The organism is Pseudoalteromonas sp. Z9A6, from assembly GCF_011378805.1.
GTDB classification, from domain to species: domain Bacteria; phylum Pseudomonadota; class Gammaproteobacteria; order Enterobacterales; family Alteromonadaceae; genus Pseudoalteromonas; species Pseudoalteromonas distincta.
The window spans coordinates 21,546-39,124 of the sequence record NZ_WTKZ01000039.1; the positions used below are offsets into that span (position 1 = coordinate 21,546).

The window sequence follows — 17,579 nt, forward strand, 5'->3', positions numbered from 1 at the left end:
AATAGATTATTGAATTTGCTTGAAGGAGCACTCTGTGTCGCGATTTTCTGCGGTTACTGACAACCCCCATGATGGGCGTTTTAACCAAAAAACGGGAATACTGCTAACTAACTTAGGCAGCCCTGATGCACCAACAGCGGCTGCGCTTCGTACATATTTACGCGAATTTTTATCAGATCCACGCATTGTAGAAATACCACGCTTGGTATGGATGATAATTTTACATGGCATTATTTTACGCGTACGCCCTAAACGTTCGGCTAAATTATACGAGAGTATATGGACCGAAAATGGCTCACCACTTACCCACATTACTCGCCAGCAAAGTGTAAAGTTAAATACTTTATTAAAAGAGCAAGGTTATACCAATACTGAAGTAGTAATGGCAATGCGTTATGGCAACCCTTCAATAGAGGCAGGCCTTGAAGAGCTTCGTGATAAAGGCTTAACGCGTATAATTATTTTACCAATGTACCCGCAATATTCTAGCCCAACTACGGGTTCTACGTTTGATGCTGTATCGAGCGTACTGCGAAAATGGCGCTGGGTGCCAGAACTACATTTTATAAATGGCTATCATAAAAACACCCGTTACATTGAGTCGCTTGCTAATAGTATTAGTGAGGATTTAGAAGCGAATGGTATGCCACAAAAAATTGTTTTTTCATATCACGGTATGCCTAAATTGTTTTTAGATCGCGGCGACCCGTACCATTGCCTATGTTTACAAACCACGCGTTTAGTTGTCGAAAAACTAGGCCTTGATAAAGACAAAGTAATTAGTACTTTTCAAAGTCGATTTGGTAAAGCAGAGTGGTTAAAGCCTTATACCGACGCAACTCTTGCAGCCTTACCTGGTGAAGGTATTACCGATGTAGCTATTATAAGTCCTGCTTTTAGCGCCGACTGCCTAGAAACACTTGAAGAGCTAGAAGGTGAAAACCGTGAAATATTCGAAAACGCAGGCGGCGAAAAATACCGTTACATAGCGGCACTAAACGACAGAGACGACCATATAGAAGCTGTGTTTGATGTTATAAAACCTATGTTGTAACCCAAGCTTACTAAAGCTAAATATATTACGCATTAAGCGGTGTTAAAATTAACACCGCTTTTTTGTTTTTAGGGCTTTTAAAATTTTGTAGTAGAGGGGCAGCCATGGCAGCATGTAAAAACGTAGTTTTTAGGTGAGTAAGTTATCAAAAGCTGTGCTTCTCGTGTAAGAAAGTGCTCTACAAGTCATACTCTTAAACTTTGGTATAAACACCTGACGCGCAGCTTTTTGGCGAGTACAAACGTAGTTTTTAATAGTAATTAAAATAAATAAAAATGTACGTTTGAGGGGAGGCAATACCTAAGCAACAGCAATTAAACGCTATCGCTTAAAGTATAAATCAATCGCTTTTGTGAGGAGCTCGTCGAGTTGTTCTTCAAATTCTTCAATATTAATATCAAAGTGCTTTAAGTAAGCCCGAGCCTGAGCAAGTGATAAATTACGGCTGTTAACACTGTATTGTCGCTCGTCTATGGTTTTATCGTAACGTGGTAAAAATACAAATTGGCCATAAAAGGGGGATTTAATATGCTTGTTTGCAAAACGACAAAAATCTTCAATATGCTCAGCACCCTTAGGTCCAAGGCAACCTGGCTCAATGCGATACATTAAGCGAATTTTTTTGTCGTCATTTATTTGCATTTAAAGCCTTTATCTAAAAAACAGTACGCGTACTATTTTCCCATCTTTAATTTGATAACTCGAAATAAGCTCTGAGCGTTTATCAACTACGTTTTCGTCAGTTGAACAAGTTTCTGAAAGTTCGTGATCAATCACTATATCACCGTGCACTATGCGCTTAATTGGTGATGAGTGAATACACTTTAACTTTTTAAACATTAGCCCATAACGTTCTATTAGTTTTTCTTTACCTTTAAATAATAGCTCATTAGGGAAAATATAAAACTCAACATCTTCGGCATATACACGAAGAAACTCTTCAATGTTACGTGCGTTATATGCTTTAACTAGCTGCTCTACCACAGCAAGTGATTCGCGCGATTGTTTAGCTTTAGTTTGCTGCTTAACTGTAAGTGCTTCTTTTGCTTGCGTTACTGCTTTTTCAGCTTCGGCTACAGCCACTGCTTTTTCTATTTTATTTTTAGGCTTTTCAGCAGGTTTAATTTGCTCGTTACCTAATACTTTTGAATCGTCTGGTTTAGTCGCATCAATTGTTGGCTTTTTAAGCTCTGGCGCTTTGTATTCAAGCGTATTTACTTTGTCGTCAGTGTTGGTTTGAGTTACTGATTGCTCATTTTCAACTTTTGGCTTTTCAACGCTTGCTTGAGCTTCAACTTGCGGCTCTTTTTGCTCAGGCTCGCTTTGCTCTGCGGCATAAGTAATTAGCGCAACGGTAGTGACTAATGAGGCTAAAATAATAGATAACGGTTTCATAACTTTCCTAAAATGAACACTAAATACGTGTAATACCAATTACATTAAATAGGCGATCTATTATAGCGTTAAAAAATAGCGCAATAACAACGCGAAAATTGTGACATATAGTTGTTCTATATGAATAACCTTTAACGCAGTTAGTGAGTTATTTAATGCGATAGAATGATCATATTTTTGATAAAATTGGCATAAGGGTGCAACATAGCAAATTTTAACGTTATCGGGTAGTTAATACCACCACTGAAGCCTACCAGTACTGCTCTACCGTAATATTGCCGGGGTTTTTACGGCGGTTACGCGTAAAGTTTTTATCGAGAAGTAGCGCGGTTGTGTCTTTTACCATTTGTGGATTTCCGCAAATCATAAATTGTGCATTACTGGGCTTTGGGTCTAACTTTACATATTCAAACAAGCGGTTGCTCTCAATTGCGTTAGTAATTCGCCCACTTAAGCCTTGTAATGGCTCCTCTCTACTTACAACAGGAATATAGTTAAGTTGTGCTGGGTACACTCTTAATAGCTCGTTAATAAGTGCCTGATAGCTTAAGTCGTTATTAAAACGTACGCCATGCACTAAATTTATAGTTTTGTATTTTTTCCATACATCGGGCTGTTGTAATATCGATAAAAAAGGCCCTATGGCAGTGCCAGTCCCTAACATCCAAAGCTGATCACTTTGTGGTATTTCATCAAGGGTAAAAAAGCCGGTTGCGTGTTGTTCTATTAATACTGTGTCGCCAGGTTGTAATGTAGCTAAACGAGGTGAGAGCAAACCGTCAATTACGTTAATAAGATAAAATTCGAGATCGGGGTTTTCAGGGGCATTCACATATGAATAAGCCCGAGCAATACGTTTGTCGCCATCCATTATTGAAAGCTTTGTAAATTGCCCAGCTTTAAACGGCTCTACGTTTGCATTAACGGTTAAGCTAAAGAGTGTTTCGCTCCACCACGTGACATTTTTTACTGTTGCTTCAACCCAATTAGACATAGTTACCTCTTGGTTTAGCTATTAAAGTTTTAAATAATTCACTCCATCAACATTAGCATTAAGTGACAAAGACTTACAGGAGAATATGACTAGATTTAAAGCAGTGAGGTATGCAGAATTTACCAATAAAATAATGTGAATAATTAGCTCTGCGATAAGAGCCATTAATTGCATAAGGGAAAGCGAAGCTGCAGTAACTAAGAAAAATTAAGTCAAAAAACAGTGTTTTTTATTTTATCACTTACTTTAAAAGCGCTGCGTCTTATATCACCATTAGTGAACTATTTACTTGAAAAACTATTGCACTAGGAGAAGCCAAAGAGGAGTAAATGAGAAGAGCTAAGCCAGAAAACGAGTATTTTATCACTTACTTTAAAAGCGCTGCGTCTTATATCACCATTAGTGAACTATTTACTTGAAAAACTATTGCACTAGGAGAAGCCAAAGAGGAGCAAATGAGAAGAACCAAGCCAGAAACGAGTATTTTATCACTGACTCTAAAAGCGTAGCGTCTCTTAACCTCTTAGTGAATTATTTATTTAAGCCTTTATTAATTTTATAGTTAAACTCAAATTCCACACATAAAAAAACGGCGCTAAATTTAGCACCGTTTTTATAAGCAATAAGAAAAAGTTTACGCTTTTTTCTCTTCACAACTTGCTAGGTATTCGTCAAACGTACCTTGGAAGTCGATTACTTTTTTATCTTTAATATCAATGATACGTGTAGCTAATGACGATACAAACTCACGGTCATGGCTTACAAAAATAAGCGTACCTTGGAAATCTTTTAACGCGTTATTAAGCGCTTCAATGGCTTCCATATCCATGTGGTTAGTTGGTTCGTCCATAACAAGCACGTTAACGTCTTGCATCATTAACTTACCAAATAACAGGCGGTTTTTTTCACCACCAGAACAGTTACGCGCTTTTTTGTTTGAATCGTCAGCTGTAAACAACAAACGGCCTAACATGCCACGAACCATTAAATCGTTGTGCTTAGCTGTACGCCATTGCGACATCCAATCAAACAACGTTAAATCGTTATCAAAATCTTTAGTGCTGTCTTGCGGGCAATAACCAAAGCTCGCATTTTCAGACCATTTAATTTCGCCTTCATTACTTTTAAGCTCGTCTACTAAACAGCGTAAAAATGTAGTTTTACCCACACCATTTTCGCCAATTACAGCAAGCTTAGCGCCTGCTTCAAGTAAAAAGTCGCCGCCGCTAAATAACGTTTCGCCATCAAAACCATGGCCAAGCTTATTAACTTCAAGCGCCTGACGATACATTTTTTTACCTTCGTCAAACGAAAGCGATGGGCTCATACGGCTTGAAGATTTAACTTCATCAAGCTTAATCTTATCCATTTTTTTAGCACGCGAACTTGCTTGCTTAGCTTTTGAAGCGTTAGCACCAAAACGGTTAACAAAGTCTTGTAGCTCGTCAATTTCAGCGCTCTTTTTAGCATTTTCAGCTAAAAGTTGCTCGCGTTGTAAGCCCGCAGCTTCTAAAAACTTCTCATAGTTACCAGGGTAAATACGCAGCTCACCGTAATCAATATCGGCCATATGCGTACATACCGAGTTTAAAAAGTGACGGTCATGCGAAATAATAATCATCGTACATTTACGTTTGTTAAGCTCGTTAGCAAGCCACGTAATTGTATGAATATCCAAGTTGTTGGTAGGCTCATCAAGTAGCAAAATGTCAGGGTTTGCAAATAACGCCTGTGCTAAAAGCACACGTAGTTTCCAACCTGGGGCAACGTTTGCCATTAAACCGTAATGAAATTCTTTATCGATACCCGCTTCAAGCAAAATTTCTTCAGCGCGGCTTTCTGCCGTGTAACCGTCCATTTCAGCAAATACACTTTCAAGATCGGCAACTTTCATACCGTCTTCTTCGCTCATTTCTGGTAACGAGTAAATACGTTCGCGTTCTTGCTTTACTTTCCAAAGCTCCACGTCGCCCATAATTACCGCGTCTACAACGCTGTATTGCTCAAAAGCAAACTGGTCTTGGCTTAGATTACCTACTTTTAACCCTGGAGTAATAGATACATTACCCGCACTTGGAACAAGCGCACCGCTTAAAATTTTCATGAAAGTCGACTTGCCGCAGCCGTTAGCGCCAATTAAACCGTAACGGTTACCGTTACCAAATTTAGCTGAAATGTTTTCAAACAACGGCTCTGCGCCAAACTGCATCGTAATATTTGCGGTGGAGATCAAAAAAGGTAATCCTAGATTAGTACTGACAGGAGTACGCTGCAGCAAAACGCCACAAACAAGAACCAGACAATAGGGTAAATTAGCTGGCGAATTATACAGATCAGCCACAACGAATGAAAGATAAAAGGCAGCTAATTTATAACCAAGTAAAAATAACGGCAATTCTCGGTTTTAAGTCACTATTTTTAACGTATGTAGCGTTGAATGTGCTTACAGCCACAATGTAAATAATTACTAATGCCAAGCAACATTAAAGAGGGGGCGCCAAATAGCTAAGTTATTAGCCATGCTTTAATGCACAGGTTGATAAATTGACTTTATAGCCGCCTTATTTTTGGTAATTAATTGATTAACAGTCGCCACGTCATCAAGTGTTAGCGACTCCTTGCTTAGCATAAAGTGCACATTGTTAACGTTAATCGGTGTAATAGTTTTTACCTGCGAAATTGAGGAGTGTTTTTTCACAAAGTACTGCGCAACCACCGAGTCTTCAATAACATAGTCGATTCGTTTTTTATCTAACATGCTAAATCGATTATTTGCTTGAGCAGTAAGTACGACCTGTTTTGAATACTTGGTTGTGAGTTGTTCAAGCTCATCACCAAAAAAGCTTCCTCGGTTAATACCTGCTGTAAAATCTTGACTAAAAAGCTCAGGTAAGCTTGTTACATCAGCCGAATCTTTGTGTTTATAAAGATGCATAACTTCTTCGCGATAAGGCAAACTAAAATGCGCATATTGAGCGCGTTGTTCTGTGTAACTTGCAGCGTAGGTTATATCTACTCGGCCATTTTTAAGCTCAGCTTGAACACGCGAAAAGCTCGGAAAATAAGTCCATTTAATACAAAATTTTGAATCTTTAAAAATAGCGTTTACAGCATCCACTTCTGTGCTTAAAAATGTATCACCTTGCTTAACAAGGTAAGGCGGCCAATTAGTTTCGTTAGTGCCCATCACTAATGTTTTTGAACACGCAAGGGCATTAAAGTGAGTAAATAGCAGTGTAGTAAATGTTAAAAATAAAGTTTTCATTACACTCCTAGTATTTAAACAGCGCTTTAAGTGCTGTTTTGTTTTTGTTTATGTGCTCATTAATTATTGCAAGCTCAGTAACCGACACCGTTTTTTTGCTAAACATTAAATAAATATCGTCTTTATTTACATACTCAATGTTGGTTACTAATTTTATATTTGAGCCCTTTTGGCCAAAATAAGCACCCACTAACTCGTCTTCAATAGCAAAATCAATACGTTGTTTATTAAGCATTTCAAAGCGTTTACTGGTTGCACTCGTGTATTCAATCTGCTTTTTATATTTGGTTTTATATTGCTCAAACTCCTCACCGTAATAGCTTCCAAAGTTAGCGCCAACAGTAAAGCCTTGTTTAAAAATATCTTCGAGGTTTTTAACGCTATGCTGATTATTTTTGTTTTCGTATAAGCGCATAACTTCAGTTCGGTAGTTATCACTAAAGTGCACGTATTTAGCGCGTCCGTCTGTATAACTTGCAGCCCATCCTAAATCAATACGGCCGTATTTAAGCTCAATAAAAGCCCGCTTAGAATTTGGCAGTAACTTAACTTCAAAACAAAAAGGGGAGTCAGCAAATATAATGTTGAGTGCATCAACCTCCGAGCCTTGCAGCTTACCGTTAATGCCCATTACATAAGGCGGCCAAAAAGCATCGTGCGATGCCACGCTAAAGGTTCTTTCACAAGCAAATACATTAAATGGAGCCGTAAACAGCAAACATAAAAATACGGTAATTAATTTATTCATTACGCCTCATAGTTATTATTTTGCTCATTATTACAACAGTATAAACCAGCTTTTGTATTTTAGCGGCACGGGGTTGTTTAAATTTGTAAGTAAATCGTTAAAAAATAATTTAAGGATAAAACAACCAAACTAGCGTTGTTGGTAACCTTATCTGTGGGTACACTAATAATAAATTTATATATAGCAGGGCACGTTATGTCGCCAACTAAAATTCGCAACAATGTTATAAAGCTTAGTGAATTAAGCACTAAACAACCAAACTACTATTTTATACAAGGTTATTTAATGGGGTTAGGTGTATTACCTCAACTGCTTCCCCCAAGCGAGTGGCAACCTGATTTATTTGGAGATATTAACCTTCAAAAAGAGAGCGAGATAAAATACCTCGAAAGCTTAATGGCGTTGTATAACCAAAGCATGGATAAAGTAATTCAAAACGAATTAAAAATGCCAGCAAAATGCAGCCTATCTAAGCAAGACTATCGGGATTCGCTAAAGCCGAACATGCCCCTACCAAGTTACTGTAAAGGGGTTTTACAGGCGCTTAAAAATATAAATAAACGCATGCTCAATACAGAACAAAAACGTTCTATAAACAGCTTTACTACAGTGTTAAAAGCATTTACAAGCCCCAAAATCGCCGCAAAAGAGTTTGGTGAATTTGCCCAATACAACGCCCAAGAATATAAACGTAATTATGTTTATTTTATGGCCGACGCTATTTTTGAATTGCGTTTTAGTAACGAGCGAGCAGTATTTGATGAAAACGAAGCCGAATTTAACAACCACTTTTTAGACGAAGAGCCAGATGAATTAGATGAGCTTGATGAACTACTTGAACTAGTACTTGCCGATACCGAGCTAAAAGCACTTGAGCCAATGCAAATGCTTTTAAAAATAATGGAAAGTGGGCTCATAACAAAGCAATTTATTAAAGACAACACCGGGTACTTTTGGGGCTTGCACGAAACCCGCCCTTATATGATGCTGCGTGCGCATCGTGCAAAAATAAACGCGCTGCATGGTTATACCCAAAAAGCACAATCAGAACTCGAAGATCTATTAAAGCTAAACCCAAACGATAATCAAGCAAACCGCTTTTTATTAATGAACTGCCTAATCATTAATAAACAATGGGACAAGTTGGATGCACTATTAGCCGATTTTGATAGCCAAGAACTACACGCAACAGCCAGCCGAGCGCTGAGCGCGTTTGTAAAGCATGGTGATTCAAAACCAGCCAACGATTACAAAAAAATGCTCCAGCAGCAAAGTAAACACTTTAGCAAAATACTCACGGGACAAGAAAAACTAAAAGAACAACAGCCGCCATATTTCAGCCCTGGCAGTAAAGAAGAGGTAGGTGTTTACCTTGATTCATTAGGTAAACAGGCGTGGATTTCGGTGCCTGCCAGTCTTTTTTGGCTAAGAAAAAAGTAAACAAAAAACGTTTAGCGTGATTTATATCGCGCTAAACATAACGCAGATTCAATTTGAAGTGCATAACCGCTTTTTAAGTTTTTATTCAATAGTAGAAATCACGCTTGTTAAGCGTGCAACATCAATGTCGCTTATGTTCGCAAAGCGCAATGCTTTAAATAATAAATTTCAAACCCGTCAATAAACACATAACATTCAGAAGTCATCGTTAATAACCTGCGCTTTATTGGTTTTACGTTGCCGTGCGTTGTAGCCACCTACATCGGCGGCTAATTCATTAACTTCATCCATGAGCGAGCCTTGTAATTGCAGCACGACTAAAGCTTCAAATAAAATATCGCTTTTAACTGTCTCGCCTTGCTCAAGTTTTTGCACAGTAGAGCGCGACACACCAATCATTTTTGCAAAGGTGCTTTGCGTGTAATGCAAAGTGCGGTGCTGGCGTATTAAATCCCCTAATCGCTGCGCCATTTTTAAAGCTTGTTCCGATCTCATTAATGACTACCAATTAAATCATTAACCACTTAATGATTAGCTTAGCGGTATTTTGTTTTTTGCAAGTTTGTTTCTAGGCACAAAAGCACAGGGCAGGTTTTAGGTGAAAATTACTCAATGTTAGTGTTTATGGATGAAGGCGAGAGTTTACCTCGCGCAATTTTTTAATTTTAACCAGCGCGGCATAAAGCCCCGCCTACGCATAACCTAAACACCGAGCTTGGTTTGACTTGAACTTGCTGACGCGAAAAACGCAGCTTTTAATGTGTAGGCACGATTATGCACTCGGATTAATTTAAACGTGTTGTGTATTTTTTTAAATTTAGTAATAACAAAAGCTTGTACTTAATTGTTTAAAAGTTAAGGCTAAATTTACATAATTGTAAAAGCAGGCGCGTATTAATGATAACGGCGTAGTTTTTATTGGTTATATAACTAATAAGCCTATATTTATTTTTACCAATCAGGTAAATTGTTTTAAATGAATACTAACTTAATAATACGTTAGTTATTAACAGATAAGCCAAGGAGCGGTGTGTCTCGTGTCAAACTCCACACTTAGTTACTACAATCAAAACGCACAAAGCTTTAGTGATTCAACCTTAAATGTTGATATGTCAGTGCTGTATGCTGAGTTTTTGCCACACGTTACCGAACACGGCCATATTTTAGATGCCGGGTGCGGCAGTGCCCGCGATGCTGCTTACTTTAAACAACAGGGTTTTACTGTTAGCGCGTTTGATGCAAGCCCAGAACTTGCCGCAATAGCAAGCAGTTACTTACAGCAACCCGTCGACGTTAAAACCTTCCAGCAGCTAGATTGTGTTAATAAATACGATGCCATTTGGTGCTGCGCCAGTTTATTACACGTTCCAAAAGCTGAGTTACCGCAGGTGTTTTTAAACCTACAAAATGCGCTTAAACCGAATGGCGTTTTGTATGTGTCGTTCAAATATGGCGATACAGAGCGTGTGCATAATGGTCGTGAATTTACCGATTTAACCGAGCAATTATTAAGTGATTTAATCAATCAGCACACGCAATTGAGCATAATGAAACACTGGCAAAGTGTTGATCAGCGCCCAGGGCGCGAAAGCGAAGTATGGTTAAATGCCTTGTTAACACATAGCAAAGCGAAATTATAAGTGAATAGTTTTAGCGAACATCAACACCTGCAAAGTAATAACCGACAGCTTATTACGGGTGATAATGATCCGTTATTACCCAACCTTGTACATGCCATAAACAATGCCACTGAGATTGAAATTACAGTTTCATTTATTCAGCCAAGTGGCTTAGAACTGTTGTTCGATCCCCTAAGCGAAGCTTTACAAAGCGGCGCAACACTCAAACTACTTACCTCAGACTACCTTGATATTACTCACCCTAATGCGTTGAGAGAACTTATGGCATTAGTAGATCGTGGAGCCGATGTGCGTATTTACCAAACGCACAGTAATCAAAGTTTTCATATGAAGTCGTATATTTTTATAAAAACAAACGACCAAAAAGAGATTACTGATGGCTGTGCCTTTATTGGCTCAAGTAATATTAGTGCCAGCGCATTAACCAAAGGGCATGAGTGGAATTTTAGACACGATTATACACAACCAAAAACAAGCCAAGCAGCAAAGCAGTTTTTAAGTATTCGCACAGCTTTTGAAAATATTTTTAATCACGAATTTGTTACCCATTTAAGCCATGAATGGATAAATAGCTACATTACTCGGCGTAAAACACAGCAGTTTGTATCGGTAAACCACGCTGATACAGCTGAGCAAGTTATTGAAAAGAATGAAGCTAAAACACCAAGGCCAGCTCAAATTGAAGCGCTTAATGCCTTAGCGCAAACGCGTACTGAGGGCTTTAAGCGTGGCTTAGTGGTTTTAGCAACGGGTATGGGTAAAACATGGTTAAGTGCATTTGATGTAAAACAATTCAAAGCAAAACGTGTTTTATTTGTAGCGCATCGTGAAGAAATACTTTTGCAAGCACAGCGTACTTTTTCTGAATTACTTACTTTATCTACTGGGTTTTATAACGGTAAACAGCGAGACAAAAACGCTGAGTGTTTGTTTGCCTCTATTCAAACCATTGGCCGAAGTAATCACTTAAAGCAGTTTGCACCAACAGCATTTGATTACATTATTGTTGACGAATTTCATCATGCAAGTGCGCGCGTATATCGCCAGCTTTTAAACTACTTTGAACCCAAGTTTTTACTGGGTTTAACAGCTACACCAGAGCGTACCGACCAAGCTGATATTTTAGGGTTATGCGACAACAACCTAGTATTTGAGCGTAACTTAACGCAGGGGATAGACCAAAAAACGTTAGTGCCATTTCATTACTACGGTATTTGGGATGAAAACGTAAACTACCAAGCTATTCCGTGGCGTAATGGCCGATTTGATCCAACAGCACTTGAAAACAAATTTGCAACCCAAAAACGGGCAGACCACGCACTTTTACAGTGGCAGCAATACAAACAGCAGCGCACATTAGGTTTTTGTATATCTACTAAACATGCTGATTATATGGCGGCTGCATTTAATAACGCGGGTGTAAAAGCGCTATCTGTACATAGCCAGTCAAAAGTACGCCGTAATGATGCACTAAAACAATTAGAACAGCGTCAAGTTGAAGTATTATTTACCGTTGATTTGTTTAACGAGGGGACTGATTTACCAAGCATTGATACCATATTAATGCTGCGCCCAAGCGACTCTAAAATACTCTTTTTACAGCAGTTAGGGCGGGGTTTACGAACTCTTGAAGGTAAAACACATTTAGTGGTGCTCGATTTTATTGGTAACCACCACAGCTTTTTAAATAAACCTTATGCGCTACTTCATGAAACCACGCCAACTGGTGTAGTTAAAAAGCTTAAAAAACCAAACCTTGCTGATGGCTGCTTTATAAATATTGACTTAAAAGTTACCAACTTTTGGCAGCAGCTAGCCAATATACAGCGCACCACAGCGTTAGAAGATATAACACAACTTGCCGAGCAACTAGGGCATTTACCTACATTAAGCGAGTTTTACTACCACTACGGCGATATAAAAAAGGTAAACAGCAACTACACTAGTTGGTTTGATCTAATTGCTAAAACACAAAATATTGATGACGAAGCACAGCAAAGTGCCAAGCAATTAGCACCGTTTTACGACTTTTTACATAAAGGCATACAAACAACCAGTATGACCAAATGCTTTAAAGCTATTTTGCTTGAAGCGTATGTTGCTTTGAATGGCTTTGCTAACCCCCCAACAGTTGCAGAACTTGCTGTAATGAGTGCAAAGGTACTCGCGCGCCATCCGAATTTAAAGCAACACGATTTACCTATTAAAGAACAGCAAGCAGCTGCCGATTCGCAAACATGGCAAAGCTACTGGCGTAAAAATCCAATTAAAGCCTACACCAATAAAAATAAAGACGGCACACAATGGTTTACCTTACAAAACAACACCGTAAAAGCCACGTTTGACGTACCCGCAGAAAAATGCGAATTACTAAACAGCGCCGTGTTAGAGCTGGTTGAATACACCTTAGCCAAATACAACCAGCGGCTAAAAGTAAAAACGCCAACCACGAAACAAAATACAGAGCAAGAAGCTGACAATGTAACTCAGTTAGTGTTTAAAGATCTTGCCGATACAGCAAACGCGCAAGATAACGCATTAAAACTGCCGTACTTCCCTAATATTAAAATTGCCTGCGGGCATTTTAAAACAGGGGATGAAAGCGATATGGAATTAATGGACGCACCTTTTGGTGCAGGCAAGCTTGATCCAAACGTACATTTTTTAGCCCGTGCATCGGGTAACTCTATGAACGGCGGTAAAGCCCCAATTTATGATGGCGACTTACTACTACTTGAGCTTATAACCTCTGATAAAGCCGGATCGCTACGCGGCCAAATTGTCGCGATAGAGCGAGATGATATAGGCGGAGATGGCCAGTATTTACTGCGAAAAATTAATAAATTACCAAATGGGCAATATGAGCTAATTGCTCAAAACCCCGATTATGAAGTAATGATTGCTGATGAAAGCATGCGAACATTTGCGCGGTTTAAACAGGTAGTTGTGGAATAGTTGTAGGTGCGATTTTATATCGCGCTTGTTTAAATTGAAGGTTAAATGTTCGCTCGTAGGCGTTGAGCTTGCTGACGCGAAAAGCGAAGCTTTCAAATTTCGGTGTAATTAATATGTAGGTGCGATTTTATATCGCGCTCATAAATTGGTGTTTTGATGTAGGTTTAAAGGATTTAAAAACCTCTATTCGAGGTTATATCGCGTTGGCGATGGCAACCAAAGGGCGGCTGCCGCCGAACGCCCTTTGGAATCCCACGGCGCACCCGAGGATCACACTTTATCTTCAACTTACGTTAATGATGTGAACGTAACCAGCGTAGGTAGGCCATCCATGGCCAAGCTACGCTTTTTACAGCATCCATGCTGTAAATTACTCATCATTAACTCAGTTTCAGGTGTGATCACGGGGAAGGTGTGTTTGTTGATAGATTGGAGATAATTCATAGACGACTTTTCTAATTTTTAATCACCCAACCGCTAACTTCCCAGCCTCGTGCCACATTTCACTTGGCATGGGGCTGGTTAATTCCCACGTTATATTCATCGGCTGGCTGCCGTTGTGGCTTTGGTATTTAACCTCGCCGTAGTTTACAAATCCCATAGTTCTGCCGTTTTCGTCTTTGCCTTGTTCTCGCACAAATAACAGGATGGTTTTGCCAGTTTTTTGGTGCTGAATATAACTAAGGCCACGGCCGTGTTCAGGGCGAGCGCTGTTTTGCGTTTGCCAATGGAATAGGGTGGGGCTGATTGCGTAATCGTGATACAGCGTGGTGGGTGAGTAGGTTTTTTCACACTTATTAAGCGTTACAAATAATAGCTCTAGATTTTGGTTTTTAAACTCTAAAACGCCTTCGCGGGCTGTCGATTTTTTATCAAACGAGTGCGCTCCAAATGCAGAAAGTATTTGCTGGCGCGTGTAGCGGCTGTGCAATTTTATGGCGTGATTAGGTAAACACGCTAAATCGCTTTCTTGTTGGTGAATGCGGTTTAATAAAAGCGTGATTACTTGTGCAAGTTCGTGCTGTAACGCTGGATGAATAAGCGTTTGTAAGCTTTGTTCAAGCGTTTTAAAGCCTAAACTTGTGCCAGTGGAATCCCAAAAGTTGTAATGCGCCATAAGTGCGTACTGTTGGTTTTGTGCTGTTGGCGTAAAGCTAAAATCGTTTTTACATAAATCACGTAAAAAGCATAAGTAGCTGAGCGAGTCACAGCCGAGTAATTGGGTGTTGATTGCGCGGTAATACGCGGCGTAAATATCGGCTTGCTCTGCAGGGATTTCACCGTCCTTTAACCAATGCCAGCCGCCGAGCTTACCGTCTTTTGGTTTGTATATGTCTTCTAGTATGACTTGTGGGTTTATGCGTAAAAAGTTACTTAGCGTTAGCGCGTCATTTGTGTGTTGCGAATAGCTATTTATAAGCTGCTGTAAACGGCGTTTAGTGTTTATGGCTTGCTGAATATTTTTTAGTATTGTTTGTTGTGTGCGCTTTTGTAGCTCTATGCGGCAACCCAGTGGTAAATGCGGGAAGTTGTTTTCGATTTCGGCTTTTATTGGCTGGTTACTTTTACCAATGAGTGCGCGGAATTTACTCGCAAAGTCATATTCTGGGCGAGCATTACCGACAAAGTCGAGTACGGTACAGCACTGCTTTTGGCTGTTATCGGGCAGGCGCAAACCACGGCCTAGTTGCTGCAAAAACAGCGTTAGGCTTTCAGTCGGGCGTAAAAATAACAGAGTATCAACCTCTGGAATATCGACACCTTCGTTAAAAATATCAACTACACAGAGTATTTGTATTTCGCCTTGGCGCAGTGCTTGTTGCTTAGCCGCGCGCTCATTGGTGTTTTTGCTGGTGAGTACATCGGCGTTTATGCCTGCTAAGTTAAATTTAGAGGCCATGAATTCAGCGTGTTTTTGGCTTACGCAAAACGCGAGTGCTTTAATAGCGTGAACATTGGTTACGATATCGGCAAGGCTGGATATAATTTTGTTAGCGCGGTTGTTTTCACCTGTATAAAGGTTACTTAGCTCGCTTATATCGTAACGGCCGCCTCGCCATGTTATTTGGCTTAGGTCGGTGTCGTCATCTAGTCCAAAGTATTGAAATGGGCATAAATGGCGTTGATTTATTGCCTCTGGTAAGCGAATTTCGGCGGCTATTACGCCACAAAAATCATCGAGTATATTTGCACCATCTTGTCGCTCTGGTGTTGCGGTTAAGCCAAGTAATATTGTGGGCGTAAAGTGGTTTAATATAGCGCGATAACTGGCAGCGCTTACGTGATGTACTTCGTCTATTACTATGTAGTCGTAATAATCGTGAGTTAAATTTAGCGATTCAATTTGGCTGTTCAGCGTTTGGATTGATGCAAATAATTGGTTGTAGCGTTGTGGTTTGTAGTTACCTACCCACAGCTCACCAAAGTCGTTATTTTTAAGCACACCACGGTAAGCGCTTTGCGCTTGTTTTAGTATTTCTTCGCGGTGGGCTACAAACAAAAAGTGTGCGTTTGGGTTTTTGTCGTAAACGGTTTTAAAGTCGAACGCCGATATTATAGTTTTACCTGTGCCGGTTGCGGCAACCACTAAGTTTTTAAAACGCTTATGTACGCTGCGCTCAGCACTTAGCTTTTCTAAAATAGCGAGCTGATGCGTTTTTGGTGTTATATCAAAATAAAATAGGCTGCTTGATTGCCCAACACCGCGTTGCTCGTTAAGTGAATTAATGAGCTTTTCTTTACACTCAACAGCGCCTGTAAATAGCTCGAAGTCTTTTGATTCCCAGTAGGTTTCAAAGGTACTTTTGGTTTTGGCTATTATGTGTGGGATTTCTTGTGCGGTAATTTTTAAGTTCCATTCAAGGCCGCTGGTAAGCGCCGAATGCGATAAGTTAGACGAGCCAATATACCCTGTATGAAAACCCGTATTGCGCATAAATAAGTAGGATTTAGCATGTAGGCGTTCTTGCTGATTGTTATAACTTAGCTTTACTTCGGTATTTGGTAGGTTTGCTAAAAACTCAACGGCTTTAGCATCCGTTGCGCCCATGTACGAAGTAGTAATAACTTTGAGTTTATTGCCGCTTTTGGTAAACGCTTCCAGCTCATTTTTAAATATGCGCAGCCCTGTCCATTTTATAAATGAGACCAACCAATAAATAGTGTCGGACGATTTTATCTCGCGCTTTAGCTCGGTTTCGAGCGATATACCTGCATTAGCACCGCTAAATAATTCGCTTTGCGTAAGGCCCGTTAGCGGGAATATATCGTGAGAGTATTCTTTAAGATTTGCAGCAATAGGGTTTTGGGTATTAAACAGTGCAGTAAGTATTCGGCCTTGGCTATCAATAAGGTTTTCGTTAATAAGCTCATCATCTTTTATATGATCTTTAAGCCAAAGAACAAGGTTGTTAGCAAGGCTAATTTGCTCTTGTAACCGCTCGTTTGAGTTAGGAATGGCATTTATTGCATGAGCAACAAGTTTACCTAAAAAGCGTGAAAGCCACGTTGCCGCCTCAGCACTTTCAAGCTGGCGCTCGCCCACATAAAATTGATCACGATCTAAGTTTTGCTCAATTACTTGCGTAATTAACTGCTCGTAAATACCAATTTGCTGCATTAAAACCACTCCCTGTTTGCGAGTAGTTAGTTTACTTAAATACGGTACAGCTACAAGTAATAATCGACTAAGTTACTAGTAATTAAGTACAAACGTGTGAGTTAAGTATTAGCCGAGAGAGTAATCAAATGATGATGCTAAGAAATTATCCCCTTCAACTTCACCTGCAAACACATAATTAATGAGTAATTACCTCGCATGGATTCGAGGAAAGGGATGCTTGCACATGGATGTGCGTTCATCGCGTTTACGTTCATATTAATTATTTGTTTAAGGATAAGTGAAATTGAGGGGTGCCGTGGGGTTCCAAGGGCGGTCGGCGGTATCCGCCCCTTGGTTGCCATCGCCAACGCGATATAAGTAAATTATTTTAAAAGCTTCGCTTTTCGCGCGAGCAAGCTGAGCGCCTTGTATCTCTCGTTGATAAATGATTAGCTATCATTTATCACATCGAAGTCAGTGAGCTTGC

At 39.6% G+C, this 17,579-nt stretch carries 13 protein-coding genes; 4 read left to right on the forward strand and 9 right to left on the reverse strand.

Annotated elements, in window-relative coordinates:
* Nucleotides 1–34 precede the first annotated feature (34 nt).
* Nucleotides 35–1,054 carry a ferrochelatase gene (hemH, locus tag GQR53_RS14185; RefSeq protein ID WP_165744252.1) on the forward strand — a complete coding sequence of 340 codons (1,020 nt, stop codon included), beginning with the start codon at nt 35–37 and terminating at the stop codon, nt 1,052–1,054.
* Nucleotides 1,055–1,375: 321 nt separating this feature from the next.
* On the opposite strand, the gene GQR53_RS14190 is transcribed toward hemH, so the two are convergent.
* The 6 genes from GQR53_RS14190 to GQR53_RS14215 all read right to left on the reverse strand — a co-directional run bounded on the left by GQR53_RS14190 (nt 1,376) and on the right by GQR53_RS14215 (nt 7,456).
* Complete coding sequence (locus GQR53_RS14190; RefSeq protein WP_002962108.1) at nt 1,376–1,696, reverse strand: hypothetical protein; 321 nt, start codon at nt 1,694–1,696, stop codon at nt 1,376–1,378.
* Nucleotides 1,697–1,705: 9 nt separating this feature from the next.
* Nucleotides 1,706–2,449, reverse strand: coding sequence for a nuclear transport factor 2 family protein (locus GQR53_RS14195; RefSeq protein WP_149603425.1), 744 nt, complete (start codon nt 2,447–2,449; stop codon nt 1,706–1,708).
* Nucleotides 2,450–2,699: 250 nt separating this feature from the next.
* Nucleotides 2,700–3,443, reverse strand: a complete 744-nt coding sequence (locus GQR53_RS14200) for a ferredoxin--NADP reductase (RefSeq protein ID WP_039488796.1) — start codon at nt 3,441–3,443, stop codon at nt 2,700–2,702.
* 634 nt (nt 3,444–4,077) lie between these two features.
* Nucleotides 4,078–5,676, reverse strand: a complete 1,599-nt coding sequence (locus GQR53_RS14205) for an ABC-F family ATPase (RefSeq protein WP_076914907.1) — start codon at nt 5,674–5,676, stop codon at nt 4,078–4,080.
* 291 nt (nt 5,677–5,967) lie between these two features.
* A complete protein-coding gene (locus GQR53_RS14210; protein ID WP_165744253.1) occupies nt 5,968–6,708 on the reverse strand; it encodes a transporter substrate-binding domain-containing protein in 741 nt (246 codons plus the stop codon).
* A gap of 7 nt (nt 6,709–6,715) precedes the next feature.
* Nucleotides 6,716–7,456 (reverse strand): transporter substrate-binding domain-containing protein, encoded by a 741-nt coding sequence (locus tag GQR53_RS14215; RefSeq protein ID WP_165744254.1) that lies wholly within the window; start codon nt 7,454–7,456, stop codon nt 6,716–6,718.
* Between the two features lie 195 nt (nt 7,457–7,651).
* Between GQR53_RS14215 and GQR53_RS14220 the strand changes: the two genes are divergently transcribed.
* Complete coding sequence (locus GQR53_RS14220) at nt 7,652–8,896, forward strand: UPF0149 family protein (protein WP_165744255.1); 1,245 nt, start codon at nt 7,652–7,654, stop codon at nt 8,894–8,896.
* Between the two features lie 195 nt (nt 8,897–9,091).
* Here the strand turns inward: GQR53_RS14220 and GQR53_RS14225 are convergent, their stop codons facing one another.
* On the reverse strand, nt 9,092–9,391 hold the full coding sequence (locus GQR53_RS14225) for a helix-turn-helix transcriptional regulator (protein ID WP_165744256.1): 300 nt from the start codon (nt 9,389–9,391) through the stop codon (nt 9,092–9,094).
* A gap of 542 nt (nt 9,392–9,933) precedes the next feature.
* On the opposite strand from GQR53_RS14225, the gene GQR53_RS14230 reads away from it, so the two are divergent.
* The gene (locus tag GQR53_RS14230) at nt 9,934–10,536 is read left to right on the forward strand and encodes a class I SAM-dependent methyltransferase (RefSeq protein WP_165744257.1); all 603 of its coding nucleotides are present in this window, start codon (nt 9,934–9,936) and stop codon (nt 10,534–10,536) included.
* Nucleotides 10,537–13,491: a DEAD/DEAH box helicase family protein gene (locus tag GQR53_RS14235; RefSeq protein WP_346774393.1), complete on the forward strand. Its 2,955-nt coding sequence runs from the start codon at nt 10,537–10,539 to the stop codon at nt 13,489–13,491.
* Nucleotides 13,492–13,779: 288 nt separating this feature from the next.
* On the opposite strand, the gene GQR53_RS14240 is transcribed toward GQR53_RS14235, so the two are convergent.
* A complete protein-coding gene (locus tag GQR53_RS14240; RefSeq protein WP_165744258.1) occupies nt 13,780–13,935 on the reverse strand; it encodes a hypothetical protein in 156 nt (51 codons plus the stop codon).
* Nucleotides 13,936–13,957: 22 nt separating this feature from the next.
* Nucleotides 13,958–17,110: a DEAD/DEAH box helicase gene (locus GQR53_RS14245; RefSeq protein WP_165744259.1), complete on the reverse strand. Its 3,153-nt coding sequence runs from the start codon at nt 17,108–17,110 to the stop codon at nt 13,958–13,960.
* Between the last annotated feature and the right edge of the window lie 469 nt (nt 17,111–17,579).

Bases quoted from the DNA above. Each gene is read 5' to 3' on its own strand.
- GQR53_RS14215 (WP_165744254.1), bottom strand. From the start codon at position 7,456: ATGAATAAATTAATTACCGTATTTTTATGTTTGCTGTTTACGGCTCCA.
- GQR53_RS14195 (WP_149603425.1), bottom strand. From the start codon at position 2,449: ATGAAACCGTTATCTATTATTTTAGCCTCATTAGTCACTACCGTTGCG.
- GQR53_RS14240 (WP_165744258.1), bottom strand. From the start codon at position 13,935: ATGAATTATCTCCAATCTATCAACAAACACACCTTCCCCGTGATCACA.
- GQR53_RS14210 (WP_165744253.1), bottom strand. From the start codon at position 6,708: ATGAAAACTTTATTTTTAACATTTACTACACTGCTATTTACTCACTTT.
- GQR53_RS14200 (WP_039488796.1), bottom strand. From the start codon at position 3,443: ATGTCTAATTGGGTTGAAGCAACAGTAAAAAATGTCACGTGGTGGAGC.
- GQR53_RS14225 (WP_165744256.1), bottom strand. From the start codon at position 9,391: ATGAGATCGGAACAAGCTTTAAAAATGGCGCAGCGATTAGGGGATTTA.
- GQR53_RS14245 (WP_165744259.1), bottom strand. From the start codon at position 17,110: ATGCAGCAAATTGGTATTTACGAGCAGTTAATTACGCAAGTAATTGAG.
- GQR53_RS14220 (WP_165744255.1), top strand. From the start codon at position 7,652: ATGTCGCCAACTAAAATTCGCAACAATGTTATAAAGCTTAGTGAATTA.
- GQR53_RS14190 (WP_002962108.1), bottom strand. From the start codon at position 1,696: ATGCAAATAAATGACGACAAAAAAATTCGCTTAATGTATCGCATTGAG.